15 protein-coding genes are annotated in these 23152 nt (G+C 73.0%); 8 read left to right on the forward strand and 7 right to left on the reverse strand.

The features are described 5' to 3' along the window. On the reverse strand, window positions 1-5524 hold a 5524-nt coding region (locus ACLJQE_RS28530; protein ID WP_410642493.1), incomplete at its 3' end, for a beta-ketoacyl synthase N-terminal-like domain-containing protein. A gap of 768 nt (window positions 5525-6292) precedes the next feature. Between ACLJQE_RS28530 and ACLJQE_RS28535 the strand changes: the two genes are divergently transcribed. Both ACLJQE_RS28535 and ACLJQE_RS28540 read left to right on the forward strand, forming a co-directional pair. Then, window positions 6293-7402 (forward strand): threonine synthase, encoded by a 1110-nt coding sequence (locus ACLJQE_RS28535; protein WP_410642494.1) that lies wholly within the window; start codon window positions 6293-6295, stop codon window positions 7400-7402. Next, entirely contained in the window at window positions 7399-8016 is a 618-nt protein-coding gene (locus tag ACLJQE_RS28540) for a transcriptional regulator (RefSeq protein ID WP_410642495.1), read from the forward strand. The genes ACLJQE_RS28535 and ACLJQE_RS28540 overlap by 4 nt, the downstream gene beginning before the upstream one ends. 1 nt (window position 8017) lies before the next feature. Here ACLJQE_RS28540 and ACLJQE_RS28545 read toward each other — a convergent pair whose 3' ends face one another. Further along, on the reverse strand, window positions 8018-8923 hold the full coding sequence (locus ACLJQE_RS28545; protein WP_410642496.1) for a glutaminase: 906 nt from the start codon (window positions 8921-8923) through the stop codon (window positions 8018-8020). A gap of 161 nt (window positions 8924-9084) precedes the next feature. On the opposite strand from ACLJQE_RS28545, the gene ACLJQE_RS28550 reads away from it, so the two are divergent. The 3 genes from ACLJQE_RS28550 (at window position 9085) to ACLJQE_RS28560 (ending at window position 14444) form a co-directional block, all read left to right on the forward strand. Beyond that, a complete protein-coding gene (locus tag ACLJQE_RS28550; protein ID WP_410642497.1) occupies window positions 9085-10476 on the forward strand; it encodes an amino acid permease in 1392 nt (463 codons plus the stop codon). A 31-nt stretch (window positions 10477-10507) separates the two neighbouring features. After that, a complete protein-coding gene (locus ACLJQE_RS28555) occupies window positions 10508-11509 on the forward strand; it encodes a LacI family DNA-binding transcriptional regulator (protein ID WP_410642499.1) in 1002 nt (333 codons plus the stop codon). A 97-nt stretch (window positions 11510-11606) separates the two neighbouring features. Continuing rightward, window positions 11607-14444: a glycoside hydrolase family 2 TIM barrel-domain containing protein gene (locus ACLJQE_RS28560; protein ID WP_410642500.1), complete on the forward strand. Its 2838-nt coding sequence runs from the start codon at window positions 11607-11609 to the stop codon at window positions 14442-14444. Window positions 14445-14640: 196 nt separating this feature from the next. Here ACLJQE_RS28560 and ACLJQE_RS28565 read toward each other — a convergent pair whose 3' ends face one another. Continuing rightward, window positions 14641-15318, reverse strand: coding sequence for an NUDIX hydrolase (locus tag ACLJQE_RS28565; protein ID WP_410642501.1), 678 nt, complete (start codon window positions 15316-15318; stop codon window positions 14641-14643). 78 nt (window positions 15319-15396) lie between these two features. On the opposite strand from ACLJQE_RS28565, the gene ACLJQE_RS28570 reads away from it, so the two are divergent. Both ACLJQE_RS28570 and ACLJQE_RS28575 read left to right on the forward strand, forming a co-directional pair. Further along, complete coding sequence (locus tag ACLJQE_RS28570; RefSeq protein ID WP_410642502.1) at window positions 15397-16398, forward strand: SPFH domain-containing protein; 1002 nt, start codon at window positions 15397-15399, stop codon at window positions 16396-16398. Next, a complete protein-coding gene (locus ACLJQE_RS28575; protein WP_410642503.1) occupies window positions 16395-17264 on the forward strand; it encodes a hypothetical protein in 870 nt (289 codons plus the stop codon). The genes ACLJQE_RS28570 and ACLJQE_RS28575 overlap by 4 nt, the downstream gene beginning before the upstream one ends. Window positions 17265-17368: 104 nt before the next feature. Here the strand turns inward: ACLJQE_RS28575 and ACLJQE_RS28580 are convergent, their stop codons facing one another. Together ACLJQE_RS28580 and ACLJQE_RS28585 are read right to left on the reverse strand one after the other, a co-directional pair. Continuing rightward, window positions 17369-19594, reverse strand: a complete 2226-nt coding sequence (locus ACLJQE_RS28580) for a glycoside hydrolase family 15 protein (RefSeq protein ID WP_410642504.1) — start codon at window positions 19592-19594, stop codon at window positions 17369-17371. A 313-nt stretch (window positions 19595-19907) separates the two neighbouring features. Then, window positions 19908-20603, reverse strand: a complete 696-nt coding sequence (locus ACLJQE_RS28585) for a TetR/AcrR family transcriptional regulator (RefSeq protein ID WP_410642505.1) — start codon at window positions 20601-20603, stop codon at window positions 19908-19910. Window positions 20604-20689: 86 nt separating this feature from the next. Here ACLJQE_RS28585 and ACLJQE_RS28590 point away from each other — a divergent pair, with 86 nt between their 5' ends. Continuing rightward, complete coding sequence (locus ACLJQE_RS28590; protein ID WP_410642506.1) at window positions 20690-21685, forward strand: aldo/keto reductase; 996 nt, start codon at window positions 20690-20692, stop codon at window positions 21683-21685. Here the strand turns inward: ACLJQE_RS28590 and ACLJQE_RS28595 are convergent. Then, window positions 21664-22773 (reverse strand): glycerate kinase, encoded by a 1110-nt coding sequence (locus ACLJQE_RS28595; RefSeq protein ID WP_410642507.1) that lies wholly within the window; start codon window positions 22771-22773, stop codon window positions 21664-21666. The genes ACLJQE_RS28590 and ACLJQE_RS28595 overlap by 22 nt on opposite strands. Beyond that, a complete protein-coding gene (locus ACLJQE_RS28600; protein ID WP_410642508.1) occupies window positions 22770-23147 on the reverse strand; it encodes a gamma-glutamylcyclotransferase in 378 nt (125 codons plus the stop codon). Before ACLJQE_RS28600 ends, ACLJQE_RS28595 begins: the two co-directional genes overlap by 4 nt. Window positions 23148-23152: the final 5 nt, after the last annotated feature.

Raw genomic sequence — 23152 nt, forward strand, 5'->3', positions numbered from 1 at the left:
TGGCCTTCGGTGCGTCCAACGCACCCAATGTGGCCTTCGGTGCGTCCAACGCACCCAATGTGGCCTTCGGTGCGTCCAACGCACCCAATGTGGCCTTCGGTGCGTCCAACGCACCCAATGTGGCCTTGGGGCGCTCGCCGTCGATGAGCTCGGCGATCGCCGCGGCGGTGCGGGCCTTGGCCAGCTCCTCCACGTCGCCACCGGTGTCGAGGTTCAGGCGGGTGGCCAGCTCGCCCGCGATCTCCGCCCGCTTGATCGAATCCACACTCAGATCGGCTTCCAGATCGAGGTCCGGCTCGATCATCTCCACCGGATACCCCGTCCGCTCCCCGATCACCGCCACCACCGTCTCCAGCACCGACACCACCGCCGGCACCGCAACCGGCGCGGCAAGCGGCGCCGGCTCGGGACGTTCGTTGCCGATCAGCTCCGCGATCGCCGCCGCGGTACGGGCCTTCGCGAACTCCTCCACGTCGCCGCCGGCCAGCCCCAGCCGGGATGCCAGCTCGCCCGCGATCTCCGCCCGCTTGATCGAATCCACACTCAAGTCGGCTTCCAGATCGAGATCCGGCTCGATCATCTCCACCGGATACCCCGTCCGCTCCCCGATCACCGCCACCACCGTCTCCAGCACCGACACCACCGCCGGCACCGCAACCGGCGCGACAACCGGTGCGGCAACCCGCGCCGGCTCGGGCACCTCGATCACGGGCACCGGGGGCCGTGCCGGGATCGCCGCGGGAGCGTCGGTCCCGAAGAAGCCCAGGAGCACGTCCCGCTGGGCGGCGATCATCTCGCGGCTCGTGCGCAGGAAGTCGGCGACCATCGCCTCCGACGTGGCCGCCGCCGGTGCCGCGGCCGCCACGCCGAGCGAGATCCGTTCGGCCGGGCGGAGGGCGCCGGCCGGGATCGTGCCGTCCGCCGTGCGGAGCAGGTGGCCGTTGACCGTCCACCCCGGACGCTTCGGGCGGGGCGCGGTGAACGCGTCGGCCGCGTCGCGGCCGCGGAACAGCCAGCCCGTCTCCACCTGCACCCCGGACACCGCCAGCTGCGCCAGCGCGCCGAGGAAGCCCGGCAGGCCGCGACGGCCCGGCTGCTCGAACCCGACCGTCCGGTGCGGCCGGTCGCCGAGGATGGCCGCGACCTGCTTGGCCAGCACCGCCCCGGGCCCGGCCTCGACGAACACCCGCGCCCCGGCCGCGTACATCGCCTCGATCTGCTCGACGAACCGGACCGGCGCACCCAGCTGGGCGGCCAGCTCGCCGCGGATCGCGTCCGGGTCCGCCGGGTAGGGCCCGGCCGTCCGGTTGCCGTACACCGGGACGGCGGGCCGCACGACGCCGATCGCGTCCAGTGCGCGGCCGAACGCCTCCCCCGCCGGCGCCACCAGCGAGCTGTGGAACGCGCACGCGACCTGGATCCGCTTCGCGCCGAGCCCGGCGGCCCGCAGGTGCTCGACGGCGGCCTCGATGTCGGCGGTGGGCCCGGAGATCACCGTCTGCTTGGGCGAGTTGTGGTTGGCCAGGACGACGGCGCCGAGGCCGGCGTCGGCGAGGACCTTGCCGGTCTCCACGGCCCCGGCCGAGATCGCGGCCATCGCGCCCGGGTCGTCCGCCGGTACCGCGTCGACGATCGCCTCGGCCCGCGCGTGGCTGGCGTGCAGCAGGCCTTCCGGGCTGAGCGCACCGGCCGCGGCCAGCGCCGTCAGTTCGCCGTAGCTGTGGCCGCCGAGCATCGCGGGCCGCACGCCGGCGCGGCTCAGCAGCCGGAACGCCGCCAGTCCGGTGACGCCGAGCGCGGGCTGGGCGACGCGGGTGTCCGTGACGCGCCGGGCCAGCTCCTGCCGCGCGGGCTCCCCGAACACCGCCGGGCCGAAGACGACCTCGGCCGTCGCCGGGTCCAGGCGCAGGTAGCGCTGCAGCTCGGGGAAGCTGACGAACAGCTCGGCGAACATGCCCGGCCGCTGGCTGCCCTGGCCGGGGAACAGCACCGCGACGTCGCCGGGCTCGTCCGCACCGGCGCGGAACACGCCGGGGACGTCCCGTCCGTCCAGCGCCTGCCGCAGCAACTCGGCCAGCTCGTCCACGGTGGACGCGACGACGGCGAGCCGGATCCGTCCGCTCGCCGCTTCGGCCCGCCGGGACGCGCCGAGGGCGAGGTCGCGCAGCCGCCACGGCTGCCGGCCCGCCGGGACGTCGGTGGCCAGCTCCAGCAGTGCCCGCGCCGCGGATTCCGTCGTGAAGGTGAACAGCTCGGCGGGCCACTCGTCGGCGGCCTGGGCGGGCGGCACCCCGTCGTGCGCGGCGAGCACCACGTGGAAGTTGGTGCCGCCGAAGCCGAACGCGCTGACCCCGGCGAGCCGCTCGGCAGGCGGGGCGGTCCACGGCTGCGCGGCCGACTGGAAGACGAACGGGCTCGTCGAGGGGTCCCACGCCGGGTTCGGCGCGGACAGGTGCAGCGTCGGCGGCTTGACGCCGGTGTGCACCGCCAGCGCGGCCTTGATCAGCCCGGCCAGGCCCGCGGCGCACTTGGTGTGCCCGATCTGCGACTTCACCGAGCCGATCGTGCAGCCCCCCGGCGCGGCGCCGGCCTCGGTGAACACCTTCGTCAGCGTGCCGAGCTCGGTCCGGTCGCCGACGACGGTGCCGGTGCCGTGCGCCTCGACGAGCCCGACGCGCGCGGGTGAGACACCGGCGTTGCGGTAGGCGCGGGCCAGCGCGGTGTGCTGGCCCTCGGGCCGCGGCGCGGTCAGGCCGAGTGCGCGGCCGTCCGAAGCCGCGCCGACGCCCTTGATCACGGCGTACACCCGGTCGCCGTCGCGTTCGGCGTCGGCGAGGCGCTTCAGGGCGACGCACGCGACCCCTTCGCCGAGCGCGATGCCGTCCGCGGCACTGTCGAACGTCGCCGACCGCCCGGTCGGGGAAAGGGCGTGCGCGGAGGCGAACAGGAGGTAGTCGTTGATGCCGTTGTGCAGGTCCGCGCCGCCGCAGAGGACGAGGTCGCTGGTACCGGCGGTCAGTTCCTTGCAGGCGACGTCGACCGCGGTCAGCGACGACGCGCACGCGGCGTCGACGGTGTAGTTGGCGCCGCCCAGGTCGAGCCGGTTGGCGATCCGCCCGGCGATGACGTTGGCGAGCACGCCCGGGAAGGAGTCCTCGGTGATCCGCGGCAGCCGATCGTCGAGTTCGGACGGCAATTCGCCCAGGTAGGACGGCAGCACGCTGCGCAGGGTCATCGCGTTGGACAGGTCGCTGCCCGCCTCGGCGCCGAACACCACCGACGTTCGGGACCGGTCGAACGCGCGACCCGCGTAGCCCGCGTCGGCCAGTGCGCGGTGCGCGGCCTCCAGTGCCAGCAGCTGCACGGGCTCGATGCTGGCCAGCGAAGACGGCGGGATGCCGTACTGCAGCGGGTCGAAGCCGATTTCGGGCAGGAACCCGCCCCAGCGCGACGGCGTCCGCTCCCCCTGTCCCTCGGGGTCGTAGTACAGCGAAGTGTCCCAGCGCTGCGGGGGCACTTCGGTGACCGCGTCGGCACCGGCCAGGACGTTCGCCCAGAACGCGGCCAGGTCGGGGGCCTGCGGGAACATGCAGGCCATGCCGACGATCGCGATGTCCAGCGGCTCCGGCGCGGGCGGTTCGGCCTCGACGACGCCGAACGCCGCCGCCCGCGTGCGCAGGAACGCGTTCGCGCCCTCCCCCACCGAGTGGTGCAGGTCGGCGATCGTGGTGACGGCCGAGCGCAGCACGGCGACTTCGCCCGCCATGAACATGCCTTCGGCGAGCTGCCGGTCTTCGGCGACGTCCCGCAGCTCGGCGCCGACGCGCTCGATGCCCTTGCTCGCCAGGCGGAGCCGCCCGACGTTGAGCGTTTCCAGCTGCTCCCAGGCGTCCCGGCTCGGCACGCCGCGCTCGGCGAGGCCGGCCTTGATCGCCGCGTACTCCTCGGTGAACGGGCTGCGCACGCACCGGGTGGCGTGACCCGGCGCCGTTTCCAGGAGGTCGGTGTGCTCGGCTTCCAGGAGCCGGCGCTGGAACAGCGGGAGCACGGCGCCCGCGTCGACGGCCTCGCGGGTGAAGAGGTAGGCGGTGCCCATGAGCACCCCGATCGCCGCGCCGCGCGCGGCCACCGGTGCGGCGAGCGCGGCCACCATCGCGGCCGAGCGCTCGTCGTGGATGCCGCCGGCGAACAGCAGCTGCAGGTCCGCGGCCGCCGCCGGGGTGGCCTCGACGAAGTCGGCGAGCACGCCGAGCTGGGCCTCCCACAACGGGAAGCTGGTCCGCGGGCCGACGTGCCCACCGCACTCCGAGCCTTCGAAAACGAACTTGCGCGCGCCCGCTTCGAGGAACTGCTTCAGCAGTCCCGGCGAGGGCACGTGGAGGAAGGTGGCGATGCCGGCTTCTTCGAGGGCCACGGCCTGGGCGGGCCGGCCGCCGGCGATGATCGCGTGCGTGGGCCGCAGCTCGCGGATGACCGCCAGCTGCGCGGCCTTGACGTCGTCGGCGGCGAAGCCGAGGACACCGACGCCCCAGGGTGCGTCGCCGACGGCGGCGCGGGTCCGTTCCAGCACGTCGCGGGTCTGGTCCGGGCCGGAGAGGGCCAGCGCGATGAACGGCAGCGCCCCGGCCGCGGCGACCTCGGCCGCGAAGGCGGGCTGGTCGCTCACCCGGGTCATCGGGCCCTGCGCGACCGGCAGCGCCGTGCCGAGCGCGCGGCTGCCCGCGCTGCCCGGGCCCAGCACCACGTCCGGCAGGCGCAGTGTTTCGCCGACCGCGTCGGCCAGGCCGCGCACCGCCGCGGTCACCGTGCCCCAGCGGTCGCGGAACCGGGTGGCGAGGAAGACGTCCTGGCCGGCTTCGAGGGGCTCGGTGCCGCGCCGGGCCAGGACGCGGACCCCGTCGACGACGGTCGTTTCCGAGCCGTCGAGGCCGGTGACGGCGGTGGTGAGCGCGGACGGCAGTTCGGCTTCCGGCAGCAGGGCGAGCTGAGTGTCGACGACGACACCGGCCGCGCCGCCCGCGACGGCGGCCGCGGCGGTGTGCGGCCCGATGCCGCCCGCCGCCCACACCGGGACGCCGAGGGCGTCGTCGGCGAGCAGCGCCTGCAGCAGCACGAAGGTGCTCAGTTCGCCGGTCCGGCCGCCGCATTCGTGCCCGCGGGCGATCAGGCCGTGTGCGCCGGCGGCGACCGCCCGCCCGGCCGCGGCGCGGGAGGTGACCTCGGCCAGCACCCGCCGGCCGGGGAAGTCCCGCGGCGTGCACGCGGCGTCTTCGGTCAGCAGCACGGTGGTCGCGGCTTCGGGCAGGTCCGCCGGTCGCGCCAGCCGGACCCCGAAGGCCGGGACACCCCACTCCCCCAGGAGTGCGAGCTCTTCGGCGGCCGCGGTACCCCCGGCCGTCAGGTCGAGCACGCCGAGCCCGCCACCGCGGGCGGCGGCTGCGACTCCGCGCGCCGACGGCCATCGCAGCGGCGACACGGCGACGACCAGTCCGGCCGGCACGGAGTCGTGTTTCGAGAGACGCATGGGAACTCCCGCTACGCACGAAAGGGTGAGGGGTAACGGGGTGTACTTAAGCGGGTTCCTTCCGTGCCGTCAACAACCCACCGCGATTTCATAGCCGAGGTTCAGAAAATTCGGGATCGACCAGGCCGAGGGCGCAAGAATTTAACGTCGCCGTCACGTTCCCGGCCCGGTCCCTGGCCCGGCCACTGGCCTGGCCAGGCCCTGGTAGACCGGTTCCGCGGCGTGGTCCACCCGGCACGCGCCGCCGGACGGCGCAAACCATCCCGCCTGGTGGACGCGGTACCGTTCGCCGGTCCGGACCACGCCGTCCGTCGGGTCCGAGGTTTCCCCGCGACCGCCGGCGCTTATCCGACGGTAAAGACGAGGCGTGGAGACACGCGCTTCACCGATCCGAAACAGCCTGCCTTCAGCGGTGGTTCCCGGCGATTTATCGAGGCCTTTCCCGGGTGTCGTGGAAATCACCCCAAGAATACTTGCCGCACTCCCGAACCACCCCGCCAGTCCACTGTGGATTGGTCAAGCTCCGGGATTGTCGGTGCTCACGAGACCACGAACGTGGACGTCGGCCACCACGGAGGTTCCGACGGCGCGACGCGCAGTATTCGGGCGGCCACCAGCGGTACGTCGGCCGACATGCGTGTGATCGAAATTTTCCACCACCACGCTGTCCCTTTTCCTGAGAAGAAGCTGAAGACATTTCGGGTACCCGAGAGTAGTACTAGACAGTACGTCTAGGCTTGGACTGTTCGTCCAGACATGGAGGTGACGGTGACGTACTGGTACACCGACGAGCGATCGGGGACGCGGTACCCCGGCGACCCGCGGCGCTGGCGTGGCGACGACGGCGCCCCGCTGACCCTCGGCGCCGGGCCCGGCCTGCGCCCGGAGGACGTCGACACCGGTGTCCGCTCGCTCTGGCGGTACCGGGCCGCGCTGCCCGGCGACCTCCGTCCGGTGTCGCTCGGGGAAGGCTGCACGCCCCTGGTCCCGCAGGTCTGGGACGGCGCGGACGTCCGGTTCAAGCTCGAATGGTTCAGCCCGACCGGCAGCTTCAAGGACCGCGGCTCCAGCGTCATGGTCTCCGCGCTGGCCGGCGCCGGGGTGCGGGAGCTGCTGGAGGACAGCTCCGGCAACGGCGGCTCGTCGGTGGCGGCCTACAGCGCCGCGGCCGGGATCGCGGCGACCGTACTGGCCCCGGAGGGGACGTCGGCGGCGAAGGTGCTGCAGACCCGCGCGTACGGCGCGGCCGTCGAGCTGGTGCCGGGCACCCGCGACGACACCGCCGCCGAAGCCGTCCGCCGCTCGGACCACACGACCTACGCGAGCCACAACTGGCACCCGTTCTTCCTGCAGGGCACCAAGACCCTCGCCTACGAGCTCTGGGAAGACCTCGGCTTCCGCGCCCCGGACGCGGTCGTCACGGTGGCCGGCGCGGGCAGCATCGTGCTGGGCTGCGACCTCGGGTTCGGGGAGCTGCTGGCCGCCGGGTCCATTGCGCGGCGCCCTCGCCTGCTCGTCGCCCAGCCGCGGAACTGCTCCCCCATCGATGCGGCCTTCCACGACCGCAGGCCGCCGGAGTTCGCCCCGACCGTCGCCGAAGGGACGGCGATCCGCCGTCCGGTCCGGCTGCCGGAGGTGGTCGCGGCGATCCGCCGCTCGGGCGGGGACACCTCGGCGATCGCCGAGGACGCCATCGCCGCGGCCGCCCGCCGCCTGGCGTCCCTCGGCCTGTACGCGGAGCCGACCAGCGCGACGGCCGCCGCGGCCATCGACGTCTTCCGCTCCCGGGGCGCCATCCGGCCCGACGAAACCACGGTCGTCGTGCTCACCGGCTCCGGCCTGAAGGCCGCGGACCAGCTGCGGGAGCTGATCGGATGACCGAGGACGAGCTGCTGCTGCGCGAGGCGGAGAAGATCGCCCACGCCGTCGGCCGGATGTTCCCCGGCCTGTGCGAGGTCGTGCTGCACGACCTGCGCGACCCGGCCCACGCGGTGCGCGCGATCGAAGGCGGGCTGTCCGGGCGCGCGGTCGGCGACCCGGCCACCGAGCTGGGCCTGGCCCGGATCGCCGACCCGGAGTTCCCGGACGTGCTGCAGAACTACCCGAACCGCTTCCCGAACGGGCGGCCCGCGAAGAGCACGTCGATCGGCATCCGCAACTCCGGCGGCGAGTACGTCGCGGCGCTGTGCCTCAACCTCGATGTCTCCCTGCTCGGCTCGGCGGCCCACACCCTGACCCGCCTGGCCGCGACCGGCGAACCGGCCCCGCTCACCGAGTCCCTGCGCGCCCGGACGAGCGACGAGCTGCGCGCGGTGGTCGAGGACTACGCGACCGGGCGCGGCCACACCCCGCACAGCCTCCCGGCGGCCGTGAAGAAGGACCTGGTGCGGTCGCTGAAGGAGCGGGGGTTCCTGGAGCTGAAGAACGCGGTGCCGACGCTGACCGACGTGCTCGGGATCTCGCGGGCCAGCGTCTACAACTACCTGCGCTGACTCAGAAGATCGACCACCCCGTCAGCGTGGTGAACCGGTCGAGCGCGGCGACGCCGGCGACGGAGTTGCCGCGCGCGTCCAGCCCCGGGCTCCACACGCACACCGCGCACCGGCCAGGGACGATCGCCACGATGCCGCCACCCACGCCGCTCTTGCCCGGAAGGCCGACCCGGTAGGCGAACTCGCCCGCCGCGTCGTACGTGCCGCAGGTCAGCATCACCGCGTTGATGCGCTTGGCCGCGCTCAGCCCGAGCAGGCGGGAACCGTCGTTGCGGACGCCGTGGCGAGCCAGGAACAACGCCGACCGGGCGACGTCGGCGCAGCTCATCGCGATCGAGCACTGGCGGACGTACTGGTCGAGCACCGACGGCACCGGGTGGCGCATGTTGCCGTAGGAGGCCATGAAGTACGCCAGCGCGCGGTTGCGGTCGGCGTGCCCGGCCTCCGACGCCGCCACCTCGGGATCCACGGCGATCCCGGCGCGCCCGCTTTCCTGCCGGAGGAAGGCGAGCAGCGCGTCCGCCGCGTCGCCGTGGCGGGCGAGTTCGTCGGTCACCACCAGCGCGCCCGCGTTGATGAACGGGTTGCGCGGGATGCCGTCCTCGTGTTCGAGCTGCACCAGCGAATTGAACGGGTCGCCCGACGGCTCGCGGCCGACGCGCGCCCACACGCCGTCACCGCGCGAAAGGACCAGCGCCAGGGTGAACACTTTGGACATGCTCTGCACGGAGAACGGGTGCTCCCAGTCGCCGACGCCGTGCACCGCACCGTCCACTTCGGCCACCGCCATGCCGAACCGCCACGGCTCCACCCTGGCCAGCGCGGGGATGTAGGCCGCGACGGCGCCGCGGCCTACGTCGGTCGCGACGTCGTCGGCTATCCGGTCCAGCAGCGCCGCGAGATCCACGGGCCCGAGCGTAGAAGGCGCGCCGGCGCCGTCGGCGGGCACCCCGTGTCAAATCGAATCCTCGGATAGCGGACCAAATTCCGCAGTGATCTCCCGCACACCTTAAGTCTTCCTTAGTGTGCTTGGTGACTTGCCGCACACCGCTCTAGCGTCTGGCAACCATGGATTCCTCGCTGCTCACCGAAAACGGTGAAAGCTACTCGAAAGCACTGGGCAACCGCCAAGTGCAGATGATCGCCATCGGCGGTGCGATCGGCGTCGGGCTCTTCCTCGGCGCCGGCGGCAAGCTCCACCAGGTCGGCCCGTCGCTGATCTTCTCCTACGCGATCTGCGGGATCGCCGCCTACTTCGTGATGCGCGCGCTCGGTGAGCTCGTCCTGCACGAACCCAGCTCCGGCAGCTTCGTCACCTACGCGCGGAAGTTCATCGGGCCGTGGGCCGGGTTCGCCTCCGGCTGGATGTACTGGGTGAACTGGGCGATGACCGGGATCGCCGAGATCACCGCCGTCGCCATCTACGTCCACAAGTGGCTGCCGGACGTGCCGCAGTGGATCACCGCGCTGATCGCGCTGGGCGTCCTGCTGGCGGTGAACCTGCTGTCGGTGAAGGTGTTCGGCGAGCTGGAGTTCTGGTTCTCCGTGGTCAAGGTGCTGGCCATCGTCGTCTTCCTGGTCACCGGCGCGGGCCTGGTGCTGACGAGCGCGGACATCGGCGGCACACCCGCCGGTGCGCACAACCTGACCGGCCACAGTGGACTGTTCCCGGCGGGCATCGGCGTCGCGCTGATGACGTTGCAGGCGGTCATCTTCGCCTACTCGGCGATCGAGGTGGTCGGCATCGCGGCGGGCGAGACCAAGGACCCCCGCAAGGTGCTGCCGAAGGCGATCAACGGCGTGGTCTGGCGGATCGGCGTGTTCTACGTCGGATCGGTGCTGCTGCTGGCGATGCTGCTGCCGTGGCCGTTCTACAGCGGCGACGAGAGCCCGTTCGTCACGGTGTTCAGCCGGCTCGGCATCCCGGGCATCGGCGACGTGATGAACGCGGTGGTGCTGACCGCGGCGCTCTCCAGCGTCAACTCGGGCCTCTACTCCACCGGCCGGATCCTGCGCTCGCTGGCCGAGAAGGGCGAGGCGCCCTCGTTCGTCAGCCGGATGAGCAGCAGGCAGGTGCCCTACGGCGGCATCCTGTTCACCTCGGTCGCGTACGTGCTGGGCGTGGTGCTGAACTACCTGGTGCCGAAGGAGGCCTTCGACATCGCCATCGCGATCGCGTCCCTCGGCGTGATCAGCACCTGGGCGACGTTGATCTTCTGCCAGCTGCGCCTGCGCCAGGCCGCCCTGCGCGGCGAGCTGGAGCGCCCGTCCTACCGGATGCCGTGGGCACCGTACAGCGGCTGGGCGACGCTCGCGTTCCTGGCACTGGTCGTGGTCCTGATGGGCTTCTCGGACGGCGCCGAGAAGATCGCGTTCTACTCGATCCCGGTCCTCGCGGTGGTCCTGGTGGTCGGCTGGCGGTTCGTGGTCAAGCGCCGCGAACGCACCCCGGCCGGGTAGCGCGCCGGCCGCGGGCGGGCATACTCGACGGGTGTCCTCGAGCAGCACGGAACCGCGGCGGGTGACGATCCACGACGTCGCCCGCTCGGCCGGGGTCTCCCGGCAGACGGTGTCACGGGCGCTGAACGACAAGGCCGAGATCGACGGCTCGACCAAACAGCGCGTCCTCGACGCCGCCCGCGAGCTCGGGTACCGCCCCAGCCGCTTCGCCCGCGGCCTGGTCCGGCCGGACACCACCACGATCGGGCTCGTGGTGCCGGACCTGCTCAACCCCTTCTTCACCGAGGTCGCCTCCGGCGCGCTGGAGGCGGCCCGGGCCCGCGGCTGGCACGTCGTCGTGCACGACACCGCCGACGACCCGGAACAGGAACTGGCCACGCTGCGGGTGATCGGCGCCCAGGTCGACGCGGTCACCGGGTACTTCGGCCGGTCCGAAGAGGACCTCGACCGCCTCACCGCCGGCATCCCGGTGGTCCTGATCGGCCGCGAGCCGCGCACCCCGCGGTTCAGCGGCGTCGGGATCGACGGCGAGGACGGCGTCGGCGAGGCCGTCGCCCACCTCGTCTCTCGCGGGCACCGGCGGATCGGCATGCTCGACGGGGAACCCGCGCCGAGCGTCCGCCGCCGGTGGTTCCTGCGGGCCGCCGCGGAGTGCGGGATCCCGGTGCACCCCGGCCGGATCACCACGGGCGCCCAGAGCGTCGACGGCGGCGGCGCGGCACTGGCCGCCCTGCTCGCCGCCCACCCCGACGTCACCGCCCTGTTCGCCTTCAACGACGTGATGGCCATCGGCGCCCTGCGCGAAGCCCGCCGGTTCGGCCTGCGCGTGCCCACCGACCTCGCCGTGATCGGGTTCGACGGGCTCAGCCTCGGCACCCTGGTCGAGCCGGAGCTCTCGAGCGTGGCGATCGACACCCGCGCGGTCGGTGCGCTGGCCGTCGAGCAGGCGGCCCGCCTCGTCACCGGCGGGGCACCCCTCGAGCCCGCCGAACTGATCGTCCGCGCCCACCTCCACCTGCGCGAATCCGCCTGATCCCTTGACACCCGATCCTGCCGCGCAGCACACTGCGAAGCGTCCGTGAACGTTCACGGGAACGTTCTCGGGAGGCGCTGAGCGCGGAAGGGATCCCATGTCGTACCTCGAAGACCCCGGCCCCGGCCGCGGTGCGCTACCGCCGCGCGCGGCCTTCACCTCCGACGCGCCGTCGCTGTCGTTGAACGGCACCTGGCGGTTCCGGCTGTCGCCGAGCCCCGCGGCCGCGCCGCCCGGGATCGAGGCCGGGGAGTTCGACGACTCGGCGTGGGACGAGCTGCCGGTGCCGTCGCTGTGGCAGCTGCACGGCCACGGGCGGCCGGCCTACACGAACGTGCGCTACCCCTTCCCCGTCGACCCGCCGCACGTCCCGTCGGACAACCCGACCGGCGACCACCGGCTCCGGTTCGACCTGCCCGGCGGCTGGCCTGCCGGATCCACCGTGCTGCGGTTCGACGGCATCGACTCCTGCGGCCGCATCTGGCTCAACGGCACCGAACTCGGCGTCACGCAGGGCAGCAGGCTGCCTTCGGAGTTCGAGGTCGGGCCGCTGCTGCGGCCGCACGGGAACGTCCTGGTGGTGCGCGTGCACCAGTGGTCGGCCGGCAGCTACCTCGAAGACCAGGACATGTGGTGGCTGTCGGGCATCTTCCGCGCCGTCACCCTGCTCGCCCGTCCCGACGGCGGCATCGGCGACTACTGGGTCCGCGCGGGCTACGACCACGGCACCGGCCTCGGCACGCTCCGGGTCGAGACCGGTCCGGACGTCGTGCTGGACATCCCCGAACTGGGCGTCGCCGGGCACCCGGCCGGGGAAGCCCTGGAGCTGCCGGTCGAGCCGTGGAGCGCCGAGACGCCGCGCCTGTACGAGGGCACGCTGGCCACCGCGGCCGAGCGGGTGCCGGTGCGGATCGGGTTCCGGACGGTGACCATCGAAGACGGCCTGCTCAAGGTCAACGGCCGCCCGCTGATGCTGCGCGGGGTGAACCGCCACGAGCACGACCCGCGCACCGGGCGCGTCGTGTCGCCGGAGACGGCGCTGGCCGACGTCCTGCTGATGAAGCGGCACAACGTCAACGCGGTCCGGACCAGCCACTACCCGCCCGACCCGGCGTTCCTCGAGCTGTGCGACACCCACGGCCTGTGGGTCATCGACGAGTGCGACCTGGAAACCCACGGCTTCGAGCCGCTGGACTGGGCGGGCAACCCGAGCAGCGACCCGCGGTGGGCCGAGGCGTACCTCGACCGGATGCGGCGCACGGTGGAGCGGGACAAGAACCACCCCAGCGTGCTCCTCTGGTCGCTGGGCAACGAAAGCCACACCGGCGAGAACCTCGCGCGGATGGCGGAGTGGGTGCACCACCGCGACCCGACCCGGCCGGTGCACTACGAAGGCGACCACGAGTGCGCCTACGTGGACGTGCACAGCCGGATGTACGCCACGCACGAGGACGTCGAGCGGATCGGCCGCCGGGAGGACGCCAACGCCCGCCGTCGCGACCTGCCGTTCCTGCAGTGCGAATACGGGCACGCGATGGGCAACGGCCCGGGCGGGCTGCTGGAGTACCGCGAGCTGTTCGAGCGGTACCCGCACTGCCAGGGCGGGTTCCTCTGGGAGTGGATCGACCACGGCCTCGCCGCCGACGGGCACTTCGCCTACGGCGGGGACTTCGGCGAGGCGATCCACGACGGCAACTTCGTCATCGACGGCCTGCTCTTCCCCGACCGGACGCCGTCGCCGGGGCTGGTCGAGTTCGCGAAGGTCATCGAACCGGTCCGGATCGAAGCGGACCCGGCCGGGCTCCGGGTCGCAAACCACTACGACTTCGTGAGCACGGGGCACCTCACGTTCACCTGGTCGCTGGAGGACGAAGGAGTCGCCGTCGCCCAAGGCGTTCTCGACGTCCCCACCGTCCAAGCCGGACAGAGCGCTTCGGTTCCGCTGCCCGAGCTGCCCGCGACGGGCGGCGAGTCGTGGTTGACCGTGTCGGCGGCGCTGACGTCGGCGACCGCGTGGGCACCGGCCGGGCACGTCGTCGGCTGGGGGCAGCTGGCGGTGTCGGCCGCGCCCGCCACGGCGCCGCTGCCGCCGCGCGGGCCGGTGTTCCGCACCGGCGGGCGGCTGGTGCTGGGCGTCGGCGAGTTCGACCCGGCGACGGGCAGCCTGTCGGCTCTCGGCGGGCACGTCGTGACCGGGCCGCGGCTCGACGTCTGGCGCGCGACGACCGACAACGACCGGGGCGGGTTCGCGGGGCCGCCCGAAGCCGGCCGGTGGCGCGAGGCCGGCCTGCACCGGCTGCAGCACCGGGTCATCACGGTCGACGCCGACGGTGAGGAGCTCGTGGTGCGCACCCGGGTCGCCCCGCCGGCGCAGGCGTTCGGGCTGTTCACCGACTACACGTGGACGGCGTTCGGCGACCGCCTGCGGCTGCGGGTCGAGGTGACCCCGGACGGCGAGTTCCCCGGCACGCTCCCCCGGCTCGGGCTGGCGATGGCGGTCCCGGGCACGCTCGGCTCGGCCGAGTGGTTCGGCGGCGGCCCAGGCGAGGCGTACCCGGACAGCCGCCAAGCGGCGCGGATCGGCCGGTTTTCCAGCAGCGTCGACGCCCTGCAGACGCCGTACGTCTTCCCCCAGGAGAACGGCAACCGCACGGCGGTCCGCTGGGCCCGCCTGACCACCCCGGACGGCACGGGCCTCCGCATCGACGGCGACCCGCACTTCGACTTCACCGCCCGCCGCTGGACCGCGGCGGCGCTGGAGGCGGCGCGGCACACCGACGACCTGGTCCCGGGCGAACTGGTGCACCTGACGCTGGACGTGGCCCAGCACGGCCTCGGCACGGCGTCGTGCGGGCCGGGGGTGCTGCCGCGGTACCGGCTGGTGCCGCAGAAGACGGAGTTCACGCTGTGGTTCCGGGCGGTGCCGGGCAGCTAGCGTCGCGCCCGCTCGCGGGACCGGCCCGGCTCCACCGCCCCAAGGTGGCCTTCGGTGCGCCCAACGCACCCAATGTGGCCTTGGGTGCGTCCAACGCACCCAATGTGGCCTTGGGTGCGTCCAACGCACCGAAGGCCACATTGGGGCGCTCGGGGCCCGGCACCCTCGCTTGGCTTGGTGTGTGCACCAACCCGGATCAGGTTCGGAGCATCGGCGGGTACAGCACGTCCGCTCCACCCCGCCGGTACAGCCGGGCCGGGCGGCCGCCGTCGCGGGTGGTTGTCCGGCCCGTCGGCTCCAGCAGGCCCTCGGCTCCCGTCACCTTGCGGTGGAAGTTGCGGGGGTCCAGCCGGGTGTCCCACACCAGTTCGTACACCCGGCGCAGCTCGGCGACCGTGAACTCCGGCGCGCAGAACGCCGTCCCCAGCGGGGAATACTCCAGCTTTGCGCGGGCGCGCTCGACGCCGTCGGCCAGGATGCGGTCGTGGTCGAACGCCAGGCGCTCGGTCCGCAGCGACCGCACCGGCGCCCACCTGGCCTCGGCCGCGTCCGTGCCCGCGCGCGGCACCGGCAAGTCCGGGGCCAGCGCCAGGTACGCCACCGTCACCACCCGCATCCGCGGGTCCCGGTCCGGCGCGCCGTAGCCCGCCAGCTGTTCGATGTGGACGGTCCCCGGCGCCAGCCCCGTCTCCTCCGCCAGCTCGCGCCGCGCCGCGTCGGCGAGGTCCTCGTCCTCCCGGACGAATCCACCCGGCAGCGCCCACTCCCCCTGGTACGGCGGCACGCCCCGGCGCACCAGCAGGGCAGACAGCTCGTCGCCGGTCAGCGTGAGCACGACGAGGTCGACGGTGACGGCGAACGGTGGGTGACCCATGCCACCCACCCTAATCGTCAGCTTGACGATTAGCCAGTCCACCCCATATCGTCACGACGACGATAAGAGGAGGGCTCCATGGCCGACATCGACCGCCGGTTCGGGTTCCGGCACCTGCGCGGTGCGCCCACCGTGCACATCCGCCACTACCGCCGCGGCAAGCTCGCGCACGACGGCGTCGGGCTGTCGTTCTGGTACCGGCCGCTGACGGCGGTGGTCTCGGAAGTCCCGGTCGACGACCGCGAACTGCCGCTGCTGTTCCACGCCCGCACGGCCGATTTCCAGGACGTCACCGTCCAGCTCGCCCTCACCTTCCGGATCGAGGACCCGGCACTGGCCGCCCAGCGCATCGACTTCTCCATCGACCCGGACACCGGCCGCTGGCGAAGCGACCCACTCGCGCAGATCAGCGGGCTGCTCACCGAAAACGTCCAGCAGTACGCGGTCGAGGTGCTGACCCGCACGTCACTGGCCACCGCGCTCGTGGACGGCGTCCGCGCGGTGCGGGACCGCATCCGCGCCGGCCTGGCCGAAGAGGACACGCGGCTCGCGCAGACCGGTTCGGCGGTGATCGACGTCCGCGTCGTCGCGATCCGGGCCCAGCCGGAGGTCGAGAAGGCGCTCCAGACGACCGCGCGGGAAAAGGTTCAGCAGGAGGCCGACCGCGCGACCTTCGAGCGGCGCGCGCTCGCCGTCGAACGCGAACGCGCGATCGGCGAGAACGAGCTGCAGAACCAGATCGAGCTGGCCCGCCGCGAGGAGCAGCTGCTCGCGCAGCGCGGCGCAAACGCCCGGCGCCAGGCCGAAGAAGCCGCGGCGGCGAACCGGATCGAGACGGAGGCGCAGGCTTCGCGCGAAGAGCGGCTGACGCAGGTGAAGGCCGACGGCAAGCGAGCGCTCGGCGAAGCCGAGGCGGCGAGCGAGGCGGCCCGGCTGGCCGCGTACCGCGACCTGCCCGAAGGTGTGCTGGCCGGCCTGGCGCTGAAGGAACTGGCGGGGAACCTGCCGCGGATCGACAGCCTGGTGCTGACCCCGGACCTGCTCACACCGTTGCTGACGAAGCTGGGTGTCCGCTCGTGAGCCTCGCCCCGCGGGTCGTGCTCGTGCACCGCCGCACCGAGCTCGACGAGCTCGTCTCCCGCCACGGCACCCGCGGCCAGGCCGAGTTCTTCCTGCGCACCCGCGGCCGCGACCTCGCCGAGGTGACCGCCGCGGACGCGGCCCTGCGCGCCGCGCTCACCGCGGCGAGCGCGGCCATCCCGCTGGACTGGCGCCGCGGCGAGGTCGAACGCGAAGACCTCGACCGGTTCCTGTTCACCCCGGAGGACGTCGTCGTCGTGGTCGGGCAGGACGGCCTGATCGCCAACGTGGCCAAGTACCTCGACGGCCAGCCGGTGATCGGCGTCGCGCCCGGTGAGCCCGGCGTCCTGGTCAAGCACCCGGTCGAGGCCGTCGCGGATCTCGTCCGGTCGACGTCCGACGTCGAGCACCGGACGATGGCCGAGCTCACCGCGGACGACGGCCAGCGGCTGCTCGCCCTCAACGAGATCTACCTCGGGCACGCCGGGCACCAGACGGCCCGCTACCGGCTGGGGGTCGGTGGCGGGACGGCGGAACGCCAGGCGTCGTCGGGGATCCTGGTCGGCACGGGCACCGGGGCCACCGGCTGGTGCGGTTCGGTGTGGCGCGAACGCCGCAGCGGCCTGGCCCTGCCGTCCCCCGGCGAGGCCCGGCTGGTCTGGTTCGTGCGGGAGGCCTGGCCGTCGCCGTCGACCGGGACCACCCGCACCGAGGGCGAGCTGACGCGGGCGCCGCTGACGGTCGAGGTCGAATCCGACCGCCTGGTCGCGTTCGGCGACGGCCTCGAAGCCGACACGGTCGCCCTCACCCGCGGCCAGACGGCGACCTTCGCCCCCGCGGCGAAGACCGTCCGCCTGGTGCGGTGACCCACCGGTCCGGCACCCCTGAGGAGCGCGGGGGCACTTTCACGTGAAAGTGCCCCACCTCCCAGCCGGAGCTTTCACGTGAAAGCTCCGGCTTCCGGGGTGGGTCAGGTCCCGTAGCGGGCCTTGACGATCGACGGCGTGTCGAGGTTGTGGCCGGCGTCCATGCTCTGGGCCAGCCGCAGGTACTGGCCCTCGGCCCACATCAGCGGGCCCGCGCTGCCGGTCGGGCGGCCGAGCCCGAAGCAGCCGACGTCCGCGCGGTCCCAGACCTGCTCCGGCACGAAGTACCCCTCGTTGACCGAGTCCGCCATGGACTTCAGGTACACCGCTGCCGAGCGGCCGTTGGCCAGTTCGTACTGCCCGCGCTCCCCCGACAGCACCGGCCACAGCCGTCCGAACCGCTGCGGGCCACCGGCGGGCCAGCCACTGCAGTTCGCGGTGCTCTCGCCGTAGTTGTCGTGCGGGTAGCGGTGGAAGTAGACGTCGCCGTTCGGCAGCGTCACCTGCATCGCCGAGTTGCCGTCCGACGCCGCCGCCGTCGGCGCCACCGAGTTCGCGATCGTCGCGTCCCCGGCCGGGCGGATGCCGAGCCGCACCAGGTCGAGGAAGCCGAAGTCGGTCACGTCGCGCTCGTAGAAGCAGCCTTCGTCGAAGCAGATCGTCGCGGTGTCATTCGGGTTGCCGGCCCGGTCGAGGCGCTCGTAGTAGGTGTGGCCGCCCCAGTAGCCGGACGTCGTGACGGTCCAGCCGGCCAGGGAGTTGCGCCAGGAGTCCGCTGTGGACTCCCACGACGACGCGCTCGCCGGGTCGCCGTTCGCCCGCGCGATGGCCCCGGCCGCGACCAGCCCGGCGATCTCCGCGGCCACCGAAGACGGAGACTTGCCGTACTGCTCCTCCCACCGCTCGGTGGTGTCCGGGCCGGTCGCGACGATGTGGTTCGCGGTCGTCTTGACCTTGGCGTAGGTCGAGGCGTCGGTGAGGCCGGTCAGCCAGGCCAGCAGGATCGCGTTGGCGTCCTGGTCGAGCTGTTCGCAGCAGCCGAGCTGCCGGCCGCTCGCCCCCGCGACGCCGGACACCGGGCTGTAGCGCGGGAACGACCCGGCCGGGTACGTCGTGCCGTCGCCGGCGGTGGGGCTGCCGATCCACTGGGAGTTCCAGAGGAACTGGGCCATCCGCCTGGCCTGCGCGCTGTCACCGGCGGCCAGGAGGCCGGTCGCCTGCTGGTAGAGGTCACGGCCCCAGACGCGGTGGTAGCCGTCGTTGAGGTGGTCGCCGTTCGTGAAGTCGCCCCACGGCGTGGCCAGGCCCGCGACGCTCGCGCCCGGGTGCTGCTTGTCCTCGGCCGTCTTCAGCGCCATCGCCGCGACGTAGTAGGTGCGCCGCCGTTGCGTGTCGCCGGAAACGCTGGCCGGAGCGGGTTTCAGGCTCGCCACGTAGCTGTTCCAGCCGCTGCGGTAGGACGCCGAGACGGCCGTGAACCCGCTGCTCAGCGACGCGCTCGCGGCCGAAGAGGCGGCGGCCGCGGTGCCGCCGTAGCCGAGCGCGACGGTGAACGTCGTGTCGGCACCGACCGGGATCTGTCCGCATTGGACGACGTTGCCGGTGCCCGAGACGTTGTCGAACTGGTTGGTGAGCGTCTTGTCGGCCCGCAGGTCGACCAGGCAGTCGCTGGCCGCGCCGCTGTAGCCGTTGTCGTGTGCGGTGAAGCCGGTCGAGACGCGCAGCGCGGAGACGACCGTCGTGGCCGTCCCGCCGAACAGCGTCTCGGTTCCGCTCGCCATCAGGGCACCGGTGGAGTCCCACCAGGCGTTGTCGTTGCTTCCGCCGCCCGCCATCGACGGGTTGGCCAGCAGGTACAGCCGGTAGCTGCCGCCGTCGAGCGACTGGAACCGGGTGTTCGTGACGAGCGTCGCGCGGGCCGGGTCGGTGACGTAGTTCGTGGTGATCCGGTACTTGCCGCTCTTGGCGGTGTTCGTGACGGTGTACTGGAGTGCCTTCTCGCCGGGCATGGTCACGACGTGGTTGGTGGCGTCGCGTTCCAGGTCGACGAAGCTTGCGCCGTCCGTGATCACGAATTGCATGTCCTGCATGTTGGGGACGTCGGCGCGGGGGTAGAAGACTTCGGATGTGACGCCGTTGGCGACGGTGAACCAGAGGGGGCTGGCGGTGGTTGTCGAGGTGCCGAGGGCCTGTTTGTTGCCCGTTGTCCACGAGGCCGCGCTGCCGCAGCAGTCCGTTGCCGTGCCGGTTGCCGATGCCGTTCCGGGTAGGGTTCCGGCTAGCAGGATTGCCGCTCCGGTGCAGGTCAGGGCTGCTTTCCACCTGGTCATCGGGGTCCTCCGACGGCGTTGTCGACGATATGTTGTGGGTCGCAACATATTGAGCCGTCGGTCGGTGGCTGGCAATGTCCGATGGGACTGGATCGGTTCAGGTTCTTCTGCGTTGTCCGCCCCCCCGAGGCCGGATTGTGACTACGGCCGACAGCACCGCGTCAAGGCGGGAAAGCGTGCCTTGACCCGGCGCCGCCGGCCGTGTTCTGGCTTCGGATCGGGGTTGCGGGAGGGGTGGGCTGAGTGGGGCCGAGGTGCGCGGGTTCGGCTGCGGGAGAGATTGAGGTGCGCGAGTTCGGCTTGAGCGGGTTGCTTATGCGTCGGCGATGCGGTCCAGCCACTCCGCCATGAGGATGCGCTCGGCGTCGGTGAGGACCGTGGCTCCGTCGAGGCCGGCTCGCAGGGCGATCGCGCGCTCCGGCAGATCCGAGCCCGCCGGCTCCGCGGTGCCGGTCAGGATTCGGGCCAGTACCGTCTCGCGGGCTGTTTCCGACAGCTCGGGGTCTCGCTGGTCCTCCGGTGTGGCGATCTGGGTCAGCACCACGCCCATTCCGGCCGCGTGCGTCAGGCGCGCCGCGCGCTCGACACTCACCCGCAGGCGGCCCGCTGCCGCGACGCGCTCGACGATGGCTCGCAGCATTGCCTCCGCTTCGCGCGCTGCGGGTGACGTGCGGCCGGGGCGGGCGTCGCCGTACATGAGCACGTAGAACTCCGGGCGGGACAAGCCGAACTCGATGTGCAGGTCCCAGCCGCGGCGGAGGCCCTCCACCGGGTCGCCGGTCGAGCCCATGGCGCGCTTGCTCTTCAGGTACTCGTCGAAGCCGTACGCCGCTACCGCGTCCAGCAGGCCGTCCTTGTCGCCAAAGAGGCGGTACAGGGCCGGGGGCTGGACGCCGGCCGCCGCGCTCACCGCGCGGGTTGAGAGGCCGTCGCGGCCCTCGGCCGCCAGCAGGGTGGCCGCCGCTTCGAGGATGCGTACGCGGGTGTCCACCGCTGTCTTCGTCGCCATGGTTCCGATGATAACAAGACCTTGGTAGCACTCGTTCGGTATCGATGATACGGTTAGATCGGTATCAACGGAAACAGGGAGAAACGATGCGCACCCGTACCCTCGGCCGGACCGGTCCGGCCGTCAGCGCCCTCGGCCTCGGCTTGATGGGCATGTCCGACCTGTACGGCCCGGCCGACGAGACCGAGTCCGTCGCGACGATCCACGCCGCCCTCGATGCGGGTGTCAGCCTGCTGGACACCGGTGACTTCTACGGCATGGGCCACAACGAGCTGCTGCTGCGCGACGCCCTCCGGGGCCGCGATCGCGACAAGGCGGTGATCAGCGTCAAGTTCGGCGCGCTGCGCGGGCCGGACGGTGCCTGGCTCGGGTTCGACGGCCGGCCCGAGGCCGTCAAGACGTTCCTCGCCTACAGCCTGCGCCGCCTCGGCACCGACCACGTCGACGTCTACCGGCCGGCCCGGCTCGACCCGGCCGTGCCGATCGAAGACCAGGTCGGCGCGCTGGCCGAGCTCGTCCAGGCCGGCTACATCCGCCACATCGGACTGTCCGAAGTGGGCGCGGAGACCCTGCGCCGCGCCGCCGCCGTGCACCCGATCTCGGACCTGCAGATCGAGTATTCGCTGCTCTCACGCGGGATCGAAGCGGAGATCCTGCCGGTCGCGCGGGAGCTCGGGATCGGCGTCACCGCGTACGGCGTCCTGTCCCGCGGTCTGCTCAGCGGCCACTGGACGCCGTCGCGCGAGCTGGCCGCGGGTGACTTCCGCGGCTACAGCCCGCGGTTCCAGAGCGAGAACCTCGATCGCAACCTGGCCCTGACCGACGCGCTCGGCAAGATCGCCGCGGCCAAGGGCGTCACGACCGCGCAGCTCGCCATCGCCTGGGTCGCCGCGCAGGGCGAGGACATCGTTCCCCTGGTCGGGGCCCGCACCCGGGCGCGCCTGGCCGAGTCGCTCGGTACCGCCGACGTGGAACTGACCGGCGCCGACCTGGCGGAGATCGAAGCCGCCGTTCCGGCCGGGGCCGCGGCCGGCGGCCGGTACGCCGCCGCGCAGCTCGATCACCTGGACAGCGAGAAGTAGTCGAGCGCCACGCGGTGGGCGAGGCTGCGCAGCAGCGGCGCCGCCTCGGCCATGCACCGCGCCGGGTCCGGCTCCAGATCGGTCAGCGCGTACGCGGCCGAGAGGCCCGCGTCCGCCAGCTGCGCCGAGGACAGCCGGCATCGTCCGGACACCGCGACGCACGGGATGCCGCGAGCCGCCGCGGCCCGGGCCACCCCGGCCGGGGCCTTGCCGGACAACGTCTGCTCGTCGAGCGACCCCTCGCCGGTGACGACCAGCGACGCACCCGCCAGGGCCGCGTCGAACCCGAGCAGGTCGAGCAGCAGCTCGATGCCGGGCCGCATCCGGGCGCCGAGCACGGCCATCGCCGCGAAGCCCGCTCCCCCGGCCGCTCCGGCGCCCGGCCGGGCCGCGAACCCCGGTCCGGCGATCGACGCCCAGTGCCGCAACGCGGCATCCAGGGTCGCCACGTCGCCGGGGGACGCGCCCTTCTGCGGGCCGTAGACGGAAGCGGCCCCGTGCGGCCCGTAGAGCGGATTGTCCACATCGCTCGCCAGCTCGATGTCCACTTCGGACAGGTCGGGCAGGCCGGAGACGTCCAGCGAAGCGAGCCGGGCAAGGGCCGCCCCACCGAAGGGAAGGCCACGCCCGGCATCGTCCAGGAGCCGGGCGCCCAGCGCGGCCAGCAGGCCCGCGCCGCCGTCGGTGCTTGCGCTGCCACCCACGCCCAGCACGATGCGGCGGCACCCGGCCCGGACGGCCGCGGCGATGACGTCGCCGGTGCCCGCGCAGGTCGCGGTGAGCGGGGCCGGGGCGCCGGGCAGCCGGTGCAGCCCGGACGCCTCGGCCAGCTCGACCACGGCGGTGTCCCCGCGGACCGCGTAGGACGCCGTCACCGGGACGCCGGTCGGCCCGCGCGCCGGGACCGGCACCCGCCGGTACCCGGCGGCGACGGCGGCATCGACCGTGCCGTCGCCGCCGTCGGCCACCGGCAGGGTTTCGACTGCGAGCGACGGGTGGACGTCGGCGAGGCCGGCCGCCACGGCCGCCGCCACCTCGGCCGCGGTCAGCGACCCCTTGAACTTGTCCGGCGCGACCAGGACCTTCACGCGCTCGCCTTGAAGGCCCGCCAGTCGCCGATCTCGGTGATGTCGCGCAGGGCGACGTGCGAGGTGTAGGGCCGCCGCAGCAGCATGGCGAACGCCGAACTGCCGTCCGCCAGTTCCACGACACCCAGCTCCAGCTCGTGCGGCTCGGACGGCAGCACCTTGTCCCGCAGGTCGTCCAGCGAGACGTCGTAGACCTCTCCGGCCACCGGAGCGCCGCCGTGCGACACCGGGTACAGCGCCGGGCACTGGTCGCCGACGGCGTAGAACCGGTACTTCGGCGCGGTCCGCGCTTCCGCGACGAAGGGCGCGCCGTCCAGGAGGTGGTGCAGTGGCTCGCCACGCATGGCGCCGCCGTTGAAGAACATCAGGGGCACGGGAA

The sequence above is a fragment of the Amycolatopsis sp. lyj-346 genome, from assembly GCF_046548975.1.
Lineage (GTDB): Bacteria > Actinomycetota > Actinomycetes > Mycobacteriales > Pseudonocardiaceae > Amycolatopsis.

Excerpts from the sequence above, each read along its gene's own strand:
- ACLJQE_RS28540 (WP_410642495.1), top strand. The coding sequence starts at position 7,399 with ATGACCGAGGACGAGCTGCTGCTGCGCGAGGCGGAGAAGATCGCCCAC.
- ACLJQE_RS28550 (WP_410642497.1), top strand. The coding sequence starts at position 9,085 with ATGGATTCCTCGCTGCTCACCGAAAACGGTGAAAGCTACTCGAAAGCA.
- ACLJQE_RS28560 (WP_410642500.1), top strand. The coding sequence starts at position 11,607 with ATGTCGTACCTCGAAGACCCCGGCCCCGGCCGCGGTGCGCTACCGCCG.
- ACLJQE_RS28565 (WP_410642501.1), bottom strand. The coding sequence starts at position 15,318 with ATGGGTCACCCACCGTTCGCCGTCACCGTCGACCTCGTCGTGCTCACG.
- ACLJQE_RS28570 (WP_410642502.1), top strand. The coding sequence starts at position 15,397 with ATGGCCGACATCGACCGCCGGTTCGGGTTCCGGCACCTGCGCGGTGCG.
- ACLJQE_RS28580 (WP_410642504.1), bottom strand. The coding sequence starts at position 19,594 with ATGACCAGGTGGAAAGCAGCCCTGACCTGCACCGGAGCGGCAATCCTG.
- ACLJQE_RS28585 (WP_410642505.1), bottom strand. The coding sequence starts at position 20,603 with ATGGCGACGAAGACAGCGGTGGACACCCGCGTACGCATCCTCGAAGCG.
- ACLJQE_RS28590 (WP_410642506.1), top strand. The coding sequence starts at position 20,690 with ATGCGCACCCGTACCCTCGGCCGGACCGGTCCGGCCGTCAGCGCCCTC.